At 41.4% G+C, this 15,461-nt stretch carries 13 protein-coding genes; 5 read left to right on the forward strand and 8 right to left on the reverse strand.

The features are described 5' to 3' along the window. Positions 1-245: 245 nt before the first annotated feature. The 3 genes from fraC to V7K53_RS16695 all read left to right on the forward strand — a co-directional run bounded on the left by fraC (position 246) and on the right by V7K53_RS16695 (position 2,764). Complete coding sequence (gene fraC / locus V7K53_RS16685) at positions 246-785, forward strand: filament integrity protein FraC (RefSeq protein WP_335198607.1); 540 nt, start codon at positions 246-248, stop codon at positions 783-785. A 60-nt stretch (positions 786-845) separates the two neighbouring features. Next, positions 846-1,853 (forward strand): septal junction protein FraD, encoded by a 1,008-nt coding sequence (gene fraD / locus V7K53_RS16690; RefSeq protein WP_335198608.1) that lies wholly within the window; start codon positions 846-848, stop codon positions 1,851-1,853. Between the two features lie 131 nt (positions 1,854-1,984). Further along, positions 1,985-2,764, forward strand: coding sequence for an ABC transporter permease (locus tag V7K53_RS16695; protein ID WP_335198609.1), 780 nt, complete (start codon positions 1,985-1,987; stop codon positions 2,762-2,764). Positions 2,765-2,930: 166 nt separating this feature from the next. On the opposite strand, the gene V7K53_RS16700 is transcribed toward V7K53_RS16695, so the two are convergent. From V7K53_RS16700 to V7K53_RS16715, 4 genes are all read right to left on the reverse strand, one after another. Further along, a complete protein-coding gene (locus V7K53_RS16700) occupies positions 2,931-3,326 on the reverse strand; it encodes a hypothetical protein (protein WP_335198610.1) in 396 nt (131 codons plus the stop codon). A gap of 136 nt (positions 3,327-3,462) precedes the next feature. Continuing rightward, the gene (locus V7K53_RS16705) at positions 3,463-3,669 is read right to left on the reverse strand and encodes a hypothetical protein (protein WP_335198611.1); all 207 of its coding nucleotides are present in this window, start codon (positions 3,667-3,669) and stop codon (positions 3,463-3,465) included. 477 nt (positions 3,670-4,146) lie between these two features. Next, the gene (locus V7K53_RS16710) at positions 4,147-7,770 is read right to left on the reverse strand and encodes an nSTAND1 domain-containing NTPase (protein ID WP_335198612.1); all 3,624 of its coding nucleotides are present in this window, start codon (positions 7,768-7,770) and stop codon (positions 4,147-4,149) included. Positions 7,771-7,801: 31 nt separating this feature from the next. Continuing rightward, positions 7,802-8,206, reverse strand: a complete 405-nt coding sequence (locus V7K53_RS16715) for a hypothetical protein (protein ID WP_335198613.1) — start codon at positions 8,204-8,206, stop codon at positions 7,802-7,804. A 256-nt stretch (positions 8,207-8,462) separates the two neighbouring features. Between V7K53_RS16715 and V7K53_RS16720 the strand changes: the two genes are divergently transcribed. Together V7K53_RS16720 and V7K53_RS16725 are read left to right on the forward strand one after the other, a co-directional pair. Continuing rightward, a complete protein-coding gene (locus V7K53_RS16720) occupies positions 8,463-8,684 on the forward strand; it encodes a hypothetical protein (protein ID WP_335198614.1) in 222 nt (73 codons plus the stop codon). Continuing rightward, positions 8,635-8,823, forward strand: coding sequence for a hypothetical protein (locus V7K53_RS16725; RefSeq protein ID WP_335198657.1), 189 nt, complete (start codon positions 8,635-8,637; stop codon positions 8,821-8,823). The genes V7K53_RS16720 and V7K53_RS16725 overlap by 50 nt, the downstream gene beginning before the upstream one ends. A gap of 124 nt (positions 8,824-8,947) precedes the next feature. Here V7K53_RS16725 and V7K53_RS16730 read toward each other — a convergent pair whose 3' ends face one another. From V7K53_RS16730 to pyrR, 4 genes are all read right to left on the reverse strand, one after another. After that, positions 8,948-9,604 carry a pentapeptide repeat-containing protein gene (locus V7K53_RS16730; protein ID WP_335198615.1) on the reverse strand — a complete coding sequence of 219 codons (657 nt, stop codon included), beginning with the start codon at positions 9,602-9,604 and terminating at the stop codon, positions 8,948-8,950. Positions 9,605-10,014: 410 nt separating this feature from the next. After that, a complete protein-coding gene (locus V7K53_RS16735) occupies positions 10,015-11,793 on the reverse strand; it encodes an asparagine synthetase B family protein (protein ID WP_335198616.1) in 1,779 nt (592 codons plus the stop codon). Between the two features lie 96 nt (positions 11,794-11,889). Beyond that, on the reverse strand, positions 11,890-14,472 hold the full coding sequence (locus tag V7K53_RS16740; RefSeq protein ID WP_335198617.1) for a GAF domain-containing protein: 2,583 nt from the start codon (positions 14,470-14,472) through the stop codon (positions 11,890-11,892). Positions 14,473-14,887: 415 nt separating this feature from the next. Then, positions 14,888-15,424, reverse strand: coding sequence for a bifunctional pyr operon transcriptional regulator/uracil phosphoribosyltransferase PyrR (gene pyrR, locus V7K53_RS16745; protein WP_094353001.1), 537 nt, complete (start codon positions 15,422-15,424; stop codon positions 14,888-14,890). Positions 15,425-15,461: the final 37 nt, after the last annotated feature.

Consider the following 15,461-nt stretch of genomic DNA (forward strand, 5'->3'; position numbering starts at 1 on the left):
ATCTTGCAAAAGTAACTTTTGCTTTCCGGTTGGGGAAAGGTTAAAGGGGAAGGGATAATTCCATACCTTTACCCTTTACCCTTTACCCTTTACCCCTTCCCCTTTTCCCCACTTCTGGAAGAAGTCTAATAGAGGAATACTGGCACACTCGCATAGTAAAGGACAAGAACAATGGGATAATTTCCCCCATCACCCTTACTATCCCAGTTATACTCACTACAGTTCACCCTTACCCGTAACCATTTATGCCTGACAATTGGATGCTTCCCAGGATTTTTCCCATTGGTGGATTTCTGTTTGACTTTTTATTTGTACTGATTGCCATCCCCATCGAAGCTTATGTTTTGCATTCTCGACTAAAATTTGACAAAAAAACCAGTACTTTTTATGCAATTTCTATTAATCTGTTTTCGAGTGTAATTGGTTGGTTCATATTTTTTGTCTCAGAACCAATGTTGCCAATACAGGTGAAATCAGAATTAATTAACTATATGTTTTTTAATAATTTTAAATCGCCGAACACCCAACCTTTAATTATTTTAACTGCTTGTATAATTTTTTTTACTACGTTTTTAATGAAGTTTTTCATTTTAAGGGTTTTGTTATTCTCATTAAATGAATCATTTGCGAAAAAGGAAGAGGAACCTAAAACATCTCAACGCTTGCAACGGCGTCGTTTTACAACCCTTAATTTCCAAAATACTAATTTAGTTACTACTATACTAATAGCAAATTCTCTAAGCTATACTGCAATAACCATTATTTTATTATTTCGTTCAAAATAACAAGAAATTACTTGTTTAATTCAGAGGAAAAATATTGATTTAGCAGGTGTACGGAGGAATATGAATACGCTATTAAAAGATGTTTTTGGGGTTTTTAAATTTGCTGAAGGGCTTTATGCAGGAATTAGAAAATTATTAGTTCCACCCAAAGCTTATTCTTGGCAGACATTTATTTACATGAGTGTTTTCTCTTGGGTACTCTCATATTTTGCCACAGGTTATATCAAAGATATAATTGCCTTTTTCGGTTGGTTATTTTTAATTGCTGGTACAGCTTGGTATACAACTGAAGATCCTTTGAGGGTTCCTGGGACTTTTATGCCAGTCGGGGCAGTAATCACTGGATTCTTAGTGAGTGTTTTTGCATTTGGAGATCAACGAGATGTAATTACACCAAGAACAATCGTTTTTTGGCCAACAATTTCAGCATTAATTACCGCAATACCAGAGTTTATAGAAGGAAATGACACCGACGCAAAAGCTCGAATTCCTAAGCCACAAGACCGCCAAAGAATCATAATTTTAGTTGCTAGTAGTATGCTGCTAAGTTGCTGGATTCAGTTTCACTTTGTAACGGATAATTGGTTACGACAATATCCAAGTTTGCAAGCAGATACTTTCAAACATAGTACCTTTATTGTCAGAACAGAAGCGTCAGTAAAAATTCCCCAAAATGGCGTTGTAATTCTCCAGAGACTTGAACCAATAGTAGTAGAGCAAATAGCTGAAAGACCTTGGTCAGAAGTAGAGAAATGGTTGCTAGATGCGAAACAGCGGGTAGGAAATCTGGGTAGGGAAATCATTAAAAAGAACCTGAGTAAATATGAAGAGAAGGAACTATGGCGCATTGAACCACGTGTAGCTAATACTAAGTCTGGATATATATTAGATTTATTAAGTATTTGGATAGGCCCGAGTTCTAACCCACGGGGCTATTACTTAAAAAAATCTTGTCGCATTGAACCAGTTGCAACAGCTACTAATTCAGAGAATAAGATTACAGTTGCAGAAATTGAATGCGATCGCGCCAGTAAATTAATTTCTGGTTCACCGCCTCCACAGCAGTGAGGAGTGGGGCAGAAGGGCAGAGGGGCAGAGGAGCAGAGGGGCAGGGGAGATAAGGGTGAATTATTGAACAGGTCTCTCCTTTGCTGTCTCCTCCCAATGACAAATGACAAATGACCAATGACAAATGACAAATGACTATTAACAGAATTTTTGTATTAGCAAAGAATGTGTTTCAGGAAGTGGTACGCGATCGCATCCTATATATTATTGGTTTTTATGCACTAGTACTCGCCACTGCCTTCCGCGTCCTTCCTGAATTTGCAGCTACGGCTGAAGATAAAATGTTTTTAGACTTTGGAATGACAGCGATGAATGCCATCGGGTTAATTATTACGATATTTATTGGTACCGGACTAATTAATAAAGAAATTGAAAAACGCACTATTTTAGTATTAATTGCTAAACCTGTTAGTCGCAGCGAAATTATCGTCGGCAAATACTTGGGTTTATCCGCAGTCCTAGCTGTGCTTGTGGCCACGATGACAGCAATTTATCTGGTATTTCTGCAAATTGGTAATATTCCTCATCCTACAGCAAGCATTCTAATTGCTGCAATTTTCTTATTTTTGCAGTTATCATTAATTACTGCTGTGGCTATTACCTTCGGTGTTTTTACTGCTTCTCTGCTTGCGACTATTTTAACCTTTGCAGTATATTTAATCGGAAATATTACTCAAGATTTAGTACAACTTGGTCGTCTTAGCCGTAACCCTGGTATGGAACGTCTAACTCAAGCTTTGTTTCTTTTCTTACCAGATTTATCTCGATTAGATTTAAAAAATGATGCCGTTTATGGTCTGCAAGCACTACCTGACAACACTTCACTGATTATGAATGCTAGTTATGGCTTACTTTATAGTGCCATGTTGTTAGCGATCGCTATTTTTATCTTTTCAAAACGGGAATTTTAAGCATTGGGCATTGGTCATTGGTCATTTGTCATTGGTCATTTGTCATTTGTCAGAAATTATTATTCTCCCCTCTGCCTCCCCTGCTCCTCTGCCTCCCCTGCTCCCCTGCTCCCCTGCTCCCCTGCTCCCCTGCTCCCTCCTTATCCGAACTGTATTGCTTACACATCTACAAGGATTGAGTGCCTTGGCTAGATGCTTTTTGTGCAATAGTTTTTAAGCGAGTCGCTCTGCTTTTACGGATACGTTCACTTTTGCGAACTCCACCAGCCATCTCATATTCGCGGCTATCTTTGCCGTATTTAAAGCCGATTCCCATGAGCATTTTTTCGGAGAAAGTACCCAAGGTTTGTTCTAATTCTTCAATTTCTACTTTGGAAGAGTCAATCGTGCTGAGAGCAGTATTATGAGCTTCTAACTTGCTGCGTAATTGCTCAATTATTTCTGTCAGTGTTTTTAAATTACAAGTCTCTCCAAGATCCAGATTAGCATCAATTGCTTTGAGTCCAGCAAATCTTAACTCAGCATTTTCTAGAACGCGGGATGTACGTTTTCTCAAAGACATAAATTTAGTTACTCGTAACATTTATACAGTTACTATGTCTTACTAAAAATACATTCTGGTTCAGCAAAATCCACAAAAATAATTATACTTTTTATGAGATAACTACCGGTAAATTTTCTTAATTTATCTAAAGCGTTCATCTAATCTTAATTACAGCTTGAGCATTCATAACTACAGAAGAAGCTGTGCTAACTACAGCTTGAGCATTTATAACCACAGAAGAAGCTGTGTTAACTACAGCTTGAGCATTCATAACTACAGAAGAAGCTGTGTTAACTACAGCTTGAGCATTCATAACTACAGAAAAAGTTGTGTTAACTATAGCTTCAAGTTTACTTATCATATAATGAGCGTCTGTAACTACAGCTTCACCATTAATAAGTACTGTTTAAGTTGTATTAACTACGGCTTAAGCATTACTTATAACGGTTCCCGCATGGGTAATATCAAGTTTGGATAATATGGATTAGCAATCTTTTATGACTCTCGTGGGATAAAAATCATCCACCCTTATTTTTAAGGACTTTGATGAACTTAGGCGTAGGTTGGGTTGAGGAACGAAACCCAACACCAACAATCTCTGATTTTGTTGGGTTTCACTTCGTTCAACCCAACCTACGAATATTTTATTTTTTTGGAGTAATAAAAGAGCGTTAGGCGTAGGTCAATACTTGTCGGTTAAAGGGAAAAGGGAAAGAAAGAACCTTTAACCCTTCCCCTTTAACCTTAGTGGAGAGGATGAGGATTTTTTTTACGGTGTTATTTGATATGGTTTTTTAATACGAATAGGACTTACGTAGGTTGCTTCTGCGTAGCGGTATTACGAATTACCAACACCATCACACAGGTGCTTGTCACTCTCATTATTAGGGGGATTAACTTTATAATACTCGCGCATAAAACTGCACCCTTTCTGGAGTAAATAATCAAAATCCAGCCTCCACAGTCTCACCGTGTTGTCAGCACTGGCAGAAGCTAGCATCTTGCCATCCTGGCTAAAGCTGATTCCATTAACCGAGTTTATATGCCCAGTAAGGGTTTTGATTAATGTCCCGGTGCTGGTATCCCACAGTTTCACCCTTCTGTCAATACTGGCAGAAGCTAGCATCCCATCGGGACTAAAGCTGACGTCCAGTACCGTACTTGTATGCCCAGTAAGGGTTTTGATTAATGTGCCGGTGCTGGTATCCCACAGTTTCACCGTGGTGTCACCGCTGGCAGAAGCTAGCATCTTGCCATCCTGGCTGAAGCTGATTCCATTAACCGGGCCTGTATGCCCAGTAAGGGTTTTGATTAATGTGCCGGTGCTGGTATCCCACAGTTTCACCGTGGTGTCACCGCTGGCAGAAGCTAACATCTTGCCATCCTGGCTGAAGCTGATTCCATTAACCGGGCCTGTATGCTCAGTAAAGGTTTTGATTAATGTGCCAGTGCTGGTATCCCACAGTTTCACCGTGGTGTCATCACTGCCTGTTGCTAGCTTGCCATCCGGGCTAAAGCTGACACCATTAACCGAACCTTTATGCCCAATAAGGGTTCTGATTTCCTCACCGGTGCTGGTATTCCACAGTTTTACCTTATTGTCAGCACTGGCTGTTGCTAATATCTTGCCATCTTGGCTAAAGCTGACACCATTAACCGAACCTTTGTGCCCAGTTAGGTTTCTGATTAATATGCCGGTGCTAGTATCCCACAGTTTTACCGTGTTGTCAGCACTGGCAGAAGCTAATATCTTGTTATTGGGACTGAAGCTGACATCCCGAACCTCTTTTGTATGCCCAGTTAGGGTTCTGATTTCCTTGCCGGTGGGATTCCACAGTTTCACCGTCATGTCCTCGTCACCACTGGCTGTTGCTAACATCTTGCCATCCGGGCTAAAGCTAACGTCCCAAACCAAGCCTGTATGCCCAATAAGGGAATTGATTTCCTTGCCGGTGATGGTATCCCACAGTTGCACCGTGTTGTTAGCACTGGCAGAAGCTAGCATCTTGCCATCCGGGCTAAAGCTGATGCCCATGACATCCCACTTCCCAGTCAGGGTTTTGATTAATGTGCCTGTGTTGGTATCCCACAGTTTCACCGTGTCGTCCTCACTGGCAGAAGCAAGCATCTTGCCATCCTGGCTAAAGCTGACGCGAAAAACCCGCTTTTTATGCCCAGGTAGGGTTTTGATTAATGTGCCTGTGCTGGTATCCCATAGTTTCACCGTCTTGTCACCACTGGCAGAAGCAAGCATCTTACCATCTGGCCTAAAGCTGACATCATTAACCGAGTCTCTATGCCCAGGTAGGGTTTTGATTAATGTGCCAGTGCTGGTATCCCACAGTTTCACCGTGTTGTCAGCACTGGCAGAAGCAAGCATCTTGCCATCCTGGCTAAAGGTGATGCCTTTAACCCAGCGTGTATGCCCAGTAAGGGTTTTGATTTCTTTGCCTGTGCTGATATCCCAAAGTTTCACAGTTTTGTCGTAACTGGCAGAAGCAAGCATCTTGCCATCTGGGCTAAAACTGACACCATTAACCAAGTCTGTATGCCCAGTTAAGGTTTTGATTTCTTTGCCTGTGATGGGATTCCACAGTTTCACCGTGTTGTCAGCACTGGCAGAAGCAAGCATCTTGCCATCCCGGCTAAAGGTGATGCCCCGAACCTCGCCTGCGTGTCTTCCCAAGGTGTTAGGTGCGACAACATTGTGAATTGTTTTTAATAATGCCAGTTTTACCTGAGTGCGGGTATTCGCATCTACCCCCCATAATTGACCTCGCATTTTTACAGCAGCTTTTACGCTTGATTCGACAGCTTTTTGCTGATCTAAACCCAAAAACCCATCGGAACTTTGGGCAAAGGCATTAATTTGACTGATTTCGGCATTCCCCCAGCCTATACCCGCTAGTCCAGATAAACCCAAAGCTAACACCAAACCCCCTGCCAGTCCAGAAAAAGTCAGTCGTCTTCTGCGTTCCCGTTGCTTTTGTTCCCTATCCCTCAATTCCACACTAGCTTGAATAAACTCGTTCTCCTCTTCGCCAATATCCTCTCGCCGTTGTTTTAGCTTTTCTTCTCCCTCCACCAACGCTGCACCCCGCAACAATGCCCCTTCATCTCGTTGCGTCTGTTTCCATTGATACATTGCGGAGCGCAAACGGTCTTGCCAAGCCCGGAAGCTACGGTCTGCATTCATCCATTGTCGAAGTTCACCCCAATTACGGATCAACGCTTCATGGACAACTTCTACTGTCTCTTGGTTAGCAGAATTTTGACTAGTGACTACTAATCGATTATCCGCCAACTGTTTCACCAATTCCCAGCTGGCTTCACCCAATTCGGCTTTCGTCGCTAGTCGTCGCGTATCCTCGGTTCCTTCCCCCGGATGCACCAACTGAATAAAAATTCGCCGCACCTTTTCTTTTTCAGTGGCACTCAACTTACCATAATTCTCATCTGCATGACGAGCCAAGGCACCTTTTACCTCACCAATTTCCTCATAAGCTGCATGAGTTAACTGTTTACCTGTTCGCCGCTTCCACAACTCAGTTAACGCAAACTCCAAAAGAGGTAAATTCCCCGGTTCATCTTCCACATCATCCAAAATGCGTTCCACCAGTCCATCTTGAAATGTTATCCCCAACTTTCCAGCAGGCTTTTCAATCACCTGTGAAAGTTCATCACGATTCATCGGTGCCAGCTTGATGTCAGCATTTTGCAACACATCTGCAAGTGGACGATAGGAGAGGAGATTCCCCAAGAAATCCGCCCGCATGGTTCCAACCAGCACAGTATTATTGTCAGGGTCAGATTGAAAGCAAGCTAATAAGGTATCTAGGAAACCACGGCGAACTTTCTGATCCGCACACAAAGTATAAAGTTCTTCAAATTGATCGACAATCAACAACACCCGATGATTGGGATAATTCCGTTTAATTTTGGAGAAAACATCTTGCAGAGGAACAGAACCATTGGCAAAGTATTCAGCTAACTGACGAGCTTGAGACATTTGCTCAGTAGCATTTTTATCCGGCTCGTAAAGGGGAACCAGCGACTCAGCCAGAGCTTGGAATGGTTCTGAACCAGGACGGAAGTGAGTAAACTTCCAATAACCTTGTTTTTGTAACTTAGGGACTAATCCCGCCAACACCACCGAAGATTTTCCGCTTCCCGACGCACCCAACACGGGTATAAACTTTCGGCTTTGAGTGGCGGCGAACAGTTTTTCTACAAATACCTCGCGTCCAAAGAAAAACTCTGCATCATCGGGGCCAAAATGAAACAAACCGCGATAAGGGCAAGGAAGAGATTCATCAGCAGCATCGGTAGAATCAGAAGTGACTAATTTTGCTTCTTCTCGATAGTAATAGTTGGTAATAGTGATAGTTGCATTACCCGTCGCTGAGGTAGCAGCGTATTCACTCTCTGTAACACGTTGTTGGATCTCGCCTTGCTTAGACATAACATCTACCCTGATTAATTAAGTTACAGTCTCAGTCCTCCTTCGATGTGCCTTGTTCATTGATGCTACTAATACTTGCATTACCAGAACCAGAAGTAGCGGCATATTTGACATTACTGATATTTTGGGTAATAATCTGCTGTCCACCGGGCTGTTCTTTGACTTGATTAAGTAACTCTTGAGCCGCTTGAATAATTGCTGCATCTCGATCGGCACCAGCTTTGGTAATTTTGTCTTTTAATAAACCTTCAGCTTGCTTAATTTCTTCGGGTTTGGCATCTACCATCGCTTGTCCTAGAACATCGCCTTCAAACTTCTTTTTAATCAAACCCTTTAAACCCTGATAGGCATCTTTCACGGCTGTTGTGGCGGTATCTTTAGCAGCAGCGATCGCACCAGCACCTAAAGCAGCAATAATCAGAGAAATAGGTTCCATAGTTAATTCTCAATAAGTTTACAAGAGCAATTCGATGTATCTAAGAAACATACAGCGAAAATAGGGTGCATTACGCAAATAAAGTACCGCACCTCAAGTTTTGACCAAGTTTTAACTGAATTAACGTGAGTTTGATGAAGCTCTCCCCAACGCCTCTCCGACGCGGAGAGGGGCTGAAATATCCTGAATTACTAGTTATGGATGCTCACAAGAACTAACGCAGCTAAAGTTATGGATTTTACAAGATGGCTGTCACTTGGTTACAATCTTCAGTATGGGCGGCTTTGGGAAAACGACTTTAGCCACTAAATTAGCAACATCAGTTCAAGATCAGTTTGAGTATATGATTTGGCGATCGCTACAGTACACTCCGCCGGGAAACAGCCTTATTTTTATCCAATCAGCAAGAAACTACACCCGACATCGATTTGCCGATCCATTATCTGCGTACTTACCGATGTCTATTAGTTTTAGATAACTTTGAAACAGTCTTAGATGCGGCTTCGATGGCAAAGTATCGCCCTAATTATCTGAAAATTGAGTTAACAAAAGTAGAAACAAGGGGTACTGCAATCTTAAGCTTTTATTTACTCACCCAAGCGATCGCAGTTGGTTAATAGAAAGTGCGATCGCCCCAAGAGTAGTATATAGAAAAATTGTGGTTACAGCTAAAAGGAAAGCCCCATACAGAGCATGAAAGGAAATCACAAGATTATCTCACTTTGACAGGGCTACTTCTAGCTAAAAAATAACTATCTGAGGTTGCTCAATTGTGCCATCAGGCATAATTGTATCTCGCAACTTCGCATAAATTAAATTTGTCTTCCAAAGGTTTGCCTTACTCAAGTTTGCTTTAGTTAAATTTGTCCATGTCAGGTCTGCACCAGTTAAGTTAGCCTCAGTCAAATTAGCTTCTAATAATTTTGCTCCACATAGCTTTGCTCGTGTGAGATTTGCAAAACTTAAGTTAGCTTCAATCAGCGATGCTTCAATTAATTTGGCTTCACTTAAGTCTGCTTCTCTCAAATCCACATCACATAAAGAAGCACCCCAAAGATTACTACCTATAAATTTAACTCGCCATAAGAAAGTTCCGCACAAATTTGCTCTTGTTAAATCAGCATTAGTCAAATTGGCTTCACATAAAGATGCTTCATACAAATTAGCTTCACGTAAGCTAGCTTGCATCAAATTTGCGCCACTTAAATTAGCACGAGTTAGAACACAGCCAGACAAATTTGCACCCCGCAAATCCGCTCCAATTAAGTTAATACCACTTAAATCAATTCCTTTCAGATCGATTCCACTCAAGTCGCATCCACTGAAATCTCGGCGCTGAAAATATTTATTTGTGATTTGACTTAAAATAAACTCCTGTTGTTGAGCATAATTGTTCATGGTATTCACCTCTGGGTGTAATTGATCTCAAAGGTTGAGTGTGTTAGTTACCGCAATACTTCTCGGTTAGGCATTTTTAATTCGGAATCGGGTTTTGGTAAAAGGTTACTGGGTTTGGGTTAAAGGTTTTTTCTTTCCCCTTTTCCCTTTCTTTTTTCCCCTAAACCGAGAAGTATTGGTAGTTACCGTATATTGAGAGTACACCGCAAACGGAGATTAGCTCAGGAAATAATCAAAAATAAATTAAAAGAAAATCGGCAATCACTTGAAAATGCGTTTTTTCAGTGGTTTTTAAAACAAAAAATGCTGACATAAGTCAAGAAATATTCATATAAGAAGAGTCATGTTGCTTACTCCAAATTCAAAATTACCATAAGTAATATTAATGGCGTATCCTTTTGTTGCTTTCACTACTGTGCTTTTTGATTTACTTGTAACCAAATTTCTAAACTAGCAAGCAACCACAGCTTTACTCCATACCGACTCCAAGTATCGCCTTGATAGTTTAACCAATTACGAATTGGCAATTGGTTTAAGTAAGGAGTAATACATGCATTCCGATTTAGCAATAAATCTCTGGCTTCTTGCTGCCAATATTTCCGAAATCCTAACTGCACCGGTACCATCATGCCACTTTTGGGACGATGAATAATTGTGTCTGGTAAAATATCTGCGATCGCCGAAGACGTACCGTAGGTAATCGCTTGCTTTAAAACTGCTTTTTCTTCCACTCCAGAAAGCTTATACTCTGGAGGTATCTCCATGCTTAAGTCTACTATTCGTTGGTCAAATAGAGGAGAACGACCTTGCAAAAGAGCAGCTTGAGTCAAGTTACTAACTTTGGTCAAAATTTGGTCAGCGCCTTTAAATTTGATGTTCATCGCCATCAAACGATTCAGATAGTTTGCTTGGGAATATAAATCTTCTGCAAAAACCCAAGGTGCTGTTTGTACTGCTGCCCAAACTTCTGGTTTTAAAAGTTGCGGTAAATCAACAGCACACTTTTGAAAGGAAATTAAATAAGCTTGCAATGCATCCTGATTGGTGACAGAGCCATATAAACTATTAATTAGCATCGGCTGATTTTTTGGCCCGCCAAAACAAGGGTCGCCACCTTCACCATTTAAAACTACTTCTACACTTTCTCTCGCCAGTTGTCCTAGTAAAAAATTGGGAACAGTCAGTGGGTCGCCAATGGGGTCATCTAAATAAGCCATTGTTTCCGGCAAATGTGACCACATATCCTTAAAAGTAATTTCTAAAATGTGGTGCTGCGTCTGACAATGGGATGCAACGAGACTGGAAAATTCTAATTCATTAGGACATTCCGAACCAAAATGAATCGAGAAGGTGTGGACTGGTGCTTTATGGAATTTTGCTACTAAAGCAGTGATACTGCTAGAGTCCAAACCACCAGAAAGAAAAACGCCAACGGGTTCATTGGCTGGTGGTAAATATTCTTGAACAACTTGCTCTAGGAGTTCTCGCAAGCGATCGCCATGCCATGCTAAAGGTCGATCGCTTGCTATAATCTGTTCTTGAAGCTGCCAATAAGCTGTAACTTTGTAGTCAGGAAATTCTAAAACGGTTCCAGGTCGCAGTTCCCGCACCTGTTCCCAAAGGGTTCGTTCGCCGGGAACAAAGGCACAACAAAGATAATCTCGCAACGCCACCAAATCTAAATCGGATGAACGATGGGGTGCTAAAGTTCTCAGTTGAGGCGCAATCCAACGAACTGAACCAGTGGTAGTGTAATAGAGAGTACGAACACCGATGCGATCGCGAATCAATCTCAACACCTGTTTTTCTCTATCCCAAACCACTAGCGCAAACATCCCCACAAGTTGGCTAAGACTTTTATTACCCCATCGTTCCCAAAGATTGGCCACCAGTTGCAGAGAACTTCCTTGAAAGCTATCCGGTTCAATTCCCAACTTTTGCAGCAATTGCACTCGGTTAGTTAACCAAACATCACCAACAACAACAAATCGTCCTCTAGAACTGATTGCTAATTTCTCCGTCGGTAATTCCGAAGTTGTGCGTGGTAAAATTACAAAAATTTTTTCATCTCGCCAAGCTATATCCTCATAATTTGCATCAACTGTTCCCCACGCTACGCGCCAGGTTGGGTTAGTTTTGCTGAATTCGATTTTAGGAGATTTACGATTTTTAAATGCATCAAATAGCATGGTAAATTTTCAACGCATAATCAGTAAGAATCCCATCTCCAAGCACCTAAGAGCAAGCGCGTTAAGTTGACACCAATACACAGCTGCGCGCCCCTACTATTCATCAGAGTTCGCTTCAGTAGTTTGATACGCTTGTAGGAGCCTAGCATGATCGAGAGTAAATCCTACTTGCATCGCTATCTGGGCAAATAAATCAATCTCAGATTGTTGCCAATCACGGGGTTCAGAACACTGATGTGCAATTAACAAGCCAAATAGCTGCTCATCTTTAATAATTGGTGCTACTAAATTTGCTTTCACACCAAAAGATTCGAGCAGTTTAATGTGACAATCAGCCAAACTAGACTCATAAATGTTGTTAATTGCGACAACGCGACCAGATTGGTACTTTTCTACATAGCCTTGAGTGAAACAGGGGTCGTGAATTTTAGACCGCAAAACTTTGGGATAACCTGGAAGCACTGATTCAGCAATAATAATTCCGAACCAATTAGCGTAAAAGCTATAAACTAACACTCGGTCAGTACTCAGCGCTTTGCGAACCTCTTCCACAGTAGTTTTGATGACATCCTCTTCTTTGAGAGATTGGCGAATGCTGCGGATAATATCCACTAGTAACTGACTTCGCATCCTTTCAGCTTCAATTCTTTGCAGGAGTCTTGCATGGTCGAGAGCAAATCCTACTTGCATCGCTATCTGGCCAAATAAATCAATCTCAGATTGTTTCCAATCGCGGGGTCTGGAGCATTGATGTGCAATTAACAAGCCAAATAGCTGTTCATCTTTAATAATGGGGGCTACTAGATTTGCTTTGACAGCAAAGGATTCGAGCAGGTGAATGTGACAATCAGCTAAACCTGCTTCATAAATGTTGTTGATTGCGAGAACGCGACCAGACTGATACTCTTCTACATAGCCTTGACCAAAACATGGGTCTTGGATTTCAGCTCGTAACACTTTTGGGTAGGTGAGAACAACTGATTCAGCAATCACTGTTCCAGACCAATTAGCATCAAAGCTATAAACCATCACTCGGTCGCTACTCAGAGCTTTGCGAACCTCTTCCACAGTTGTTTTGAGAACATCCTCTTCGTTGAGTGATTGGCGAATGATGCCGATAGTATCTGCTAACAACTGACTTTGTACACCCTCAGCCTCAATGCGTTGCAGGAGTCTTGCATGGTCGAGAGCAAACCCCACTTGCATCGCTATTTGAGCAAATAAATCAATCTCAGATTGTTGCCAATCGCGGGGTCTGGAACATTGATGGGCAATTAATAAGCCAAATAGCTGTTCATCTTTGAGAATGGGGGCGACCAAATTTGCTTTGACAGCAAAGGATTCGAGTAAGTTAATATGGCAGTCAGCCAAACCAGCTTGGTAAATGTTGTTTGTGGCTACAACGCGACCAGACTGATACTTTTCTACATAACCCTGACCGAAACAGATGTCTTGAATTTCAGACCGCAAAACTTTGGGATAACCTGGAACCACTGATTCGGCAATTATAATTCCAGACCAATTAGGGTGAAAGCTATAAACCAGTACTCGGTCAGTACTCAATGCCTTACGAACCTCATCCACCGTGGTTTTGAGGACATCCTCTTCGTTGAGCGATTGGCGAATGCTGCGGGTAATTTCAATAAATACCTGAGCGTTATCTGCCTTGGTATCTACTTGTTGTAGAAGGTTGGCGTAGTCAAGGGCAAATCCTACTTGCATGGCTATCTGAGAGAATAAATCAATCTCAGATTGTTGCCAAAAGCGAAGTCTAGAACATTGATGTGCAATCAATAAACCGAATAGCCGTTTGCTTTTGAGAATAGGTGCTACTAAACTAGATTTGACAGCAAATTGCTCCAGCAACTCAATATCAGCATCACTGAGATCGCCTTGATGGATATTATCGGTAGCATGGATGTTACCATTTTGGTATTTTTCTATATACCCTGCCTCAAATTCAGGATCGGAGACTGTAACCCCTAATATTTTCGGTAAACCAGGTGCTACTGATTCGGCGATAAAGGTTCCATTATAGTTGGAGTCAAAGCAAAAGATGGTGACGCGATCGATGCTTAAAGCTTTACGAATTTCTTCTGAGGTAGTTTTGAGAACATCTTCTTCATTGAATGATTCTCGAACCCAACGGGTAATTTTGATTAATAGTTGAGAGTAATCAGCTTCGGCTTCTTTCTCCTGTACCAAAACCGAAAGCAGGTCTGTGAATAAGGTGATGTTTCTCTCTAACATCACTAATTCATTTTGGCCAGCGATAAAGACTTGAGTAAACTCACTGTCTGGACGTAGCCTCTTTTTAATATTATTAGAGATTGCAGCAACCTTGCTGACTCGACTCATGACTCGATTCGTCACAAAAACAGCGATCGCACCTGCTAAAATTGCTGTCACTCCTATACCAGTTAACAAGAGTGACAATTGTCTTTGTAGAGCAAGTTCAGTTTCTGTTGAACTTTTTGCACTCTCTTGTCCGACTTGCGGAATTTTTGTGTTAATTAAATTAATGCCATAGATGTAAGTAGCTGTTCCAATTGCAACTACAGGAAGGACACTGATACTTAGTGCCCAAACCATTGCTTTAGTCTTTAAACTCCATTTTTGTTGCCAGAGTCTCTGTTGGCGATTTCGTCTTGCTTGGTTTTGAGAAAAAGACTGACTCATAAATGAAACCTGGATTGCTGCAATTGAGAATCAAGTAAATAACCTCACCACCAAATTCTACACAAACCTTATTAGACAAGGACTGGTTTTGAGGCACTAATCTTCTAAGTCATTTCCCCTAATGGTTTTGTTTCCTTTAAATTCAAAGAAATTGGGTCTGATTAATCAGGTTTGTTAACAATCTTATGGCGATCGCTTGGTTAGAATGTCTTATTTTCTCATTAGGAGTTGTGGTTTTCTAGCAAGGCAGCCAAACAATCTTTATTTTTTAACAAGGTTTTACAGACTTCTCGCAGTTGCCTTTACCCGTGGTATAATTTTTGCTTGATTACTGGCATTAGTTTTCAAGTACATGAGGGACAAAATGCAGGATTCATGCATCAGTTTGTACTTCCTGCCCCTATGCTTCCATAGCCTAATCTGCAATCAACTCTACTGCATCTCGTCCATCACAATTTTGTAGGTAAACTTTGACAATTTCTTCTTTAGCTGTAGGCAACTTCTTGCCAATAAAATCTGGGTGAATTGGTAATTCTCGATGCCCCCTGTCTACTAACACAGCTAAACGAATCACCTCTGGTCTACCGTAATCGTTGACTGCGTTCAAAGCCGCGCGAATTGTCCGTCCTTTGAAAATCACATCATCCACGAGTACAACCGTTTTCCCCGTAAGATCAAAAGGAATTTCGCTTTTCGTTGGAGTCCGCAATCCAATTTTGTCAAGGTCATCTCGATAAAATGTAATATCCAAAGCACCGACTGACACTGCTACACCTTCTAGCGTCTCAATTTGACGCGCCAATAATTCGGCTAATAACGCACCTCTGGTATAAATACCAAGAAGCACCAGTTGAGACAAATCACGCGTCCTTTCGACAATTTGAGAGGCAAGGCGAGTCAAGGTACGACGGATTTCTTCGGATGAGAGAATTTCAACTACTTTGGCAGACATAGCGAGTGACAAGTTAGGAGTGATGAGTTAAGAGTTA

The sequence above is a fragment of the Nostoc sp. genome, from assembly GCF_036917355.1.
Lineage (GTDB): Bacteria > Cyanobacteriota > Cyanobacteriia > Cyanobacteriales > Nostocaceae > Nostoc.

What these genes read in the sequence shown, in the direction of transcription:
- V7K53_RS16695 (WP_335198609.1), top strand. Translation starts at nt 1,985, where the DNA reads ATGACTATTAACAGAATTTTTGTATTAGCAAAGAATGTGTTTCAGGAA.
- V7K53_RS16740 (WP_335198617.1), bottom strand. Translation starts at nt 14,472, where the DNA reads ATGAGTCAGTCTTTTTCTCAAAACCAAGCAAGACGAAATCGCCAACAG.
- fraD (WP_335198608.1), top strand. Translation starts at nt 846, where the DNA reads ATGAATACGCTATTAAAAGATGTTTTTGGGGTTTTTAAATTTGCTGAA.
- V7K53_RS16735 (WP_335198616.1), bottom strand. Translation starts at nt 11,793, where the DNA reads ATGCTATTTGATGCATTTAAAAATCGTAAATCTCCTAAAATCGAATTC.
- V7K53_RS16705 (WP_335198611.1), bottom strand. Translation starts at nt 3,669, where the DNA reads ATGATAAGTAAACTTGAAGCTATAGTTAACACAACTTTTTCTGTAGTT.
- pyrR (WP_094353001.1), bottom strand. Translation starts at nt 15,424, where the DNA reads ATGTCTGCCAAAGTAGTTGAAATTCTCTCATCCGAAGAAATCCGTCGT.
- V7K53_RS16715 (WP_335198613.1), bottom strand. Translation starts at nt 8,206, where the DNA reads ATGGAACCTATTTCTCTGATTATTGCTGCTTTAGGTGCTGGTGCGATC.
- V7K53_RS16700 (WP_335198610.1), bottom strand. Translation starts at nt 3,326, where the DNA reads ATGTCTTTGAGAAAACGTACATCCCGCGTTCTAGAAAATGCTGAGTTA.
- fraC (WP_335198607.1), top strand. Translation starts at nt 246, where the DNA reads ATGCCTGACAATTGGATGCTTCCCAGGATTTTTCCCATTGGTGGATTT.
- V7K53_RS16730 (WP_335198615.1), bottom strand. Translation starts at nt 9,604, where the DNA reads ATGAACAATTATGCTCAACAACAGGAGTTTATTTTAAGTCAAATCACA.
- V7K53_RS16710 (WP_335198612.1), bottom strand. Translation starts at nt 7,770, where the DNA reads ATGTCTAAGCAAGGCGAGATCCAACAACGTGTTACAGAGAGTGAATAC.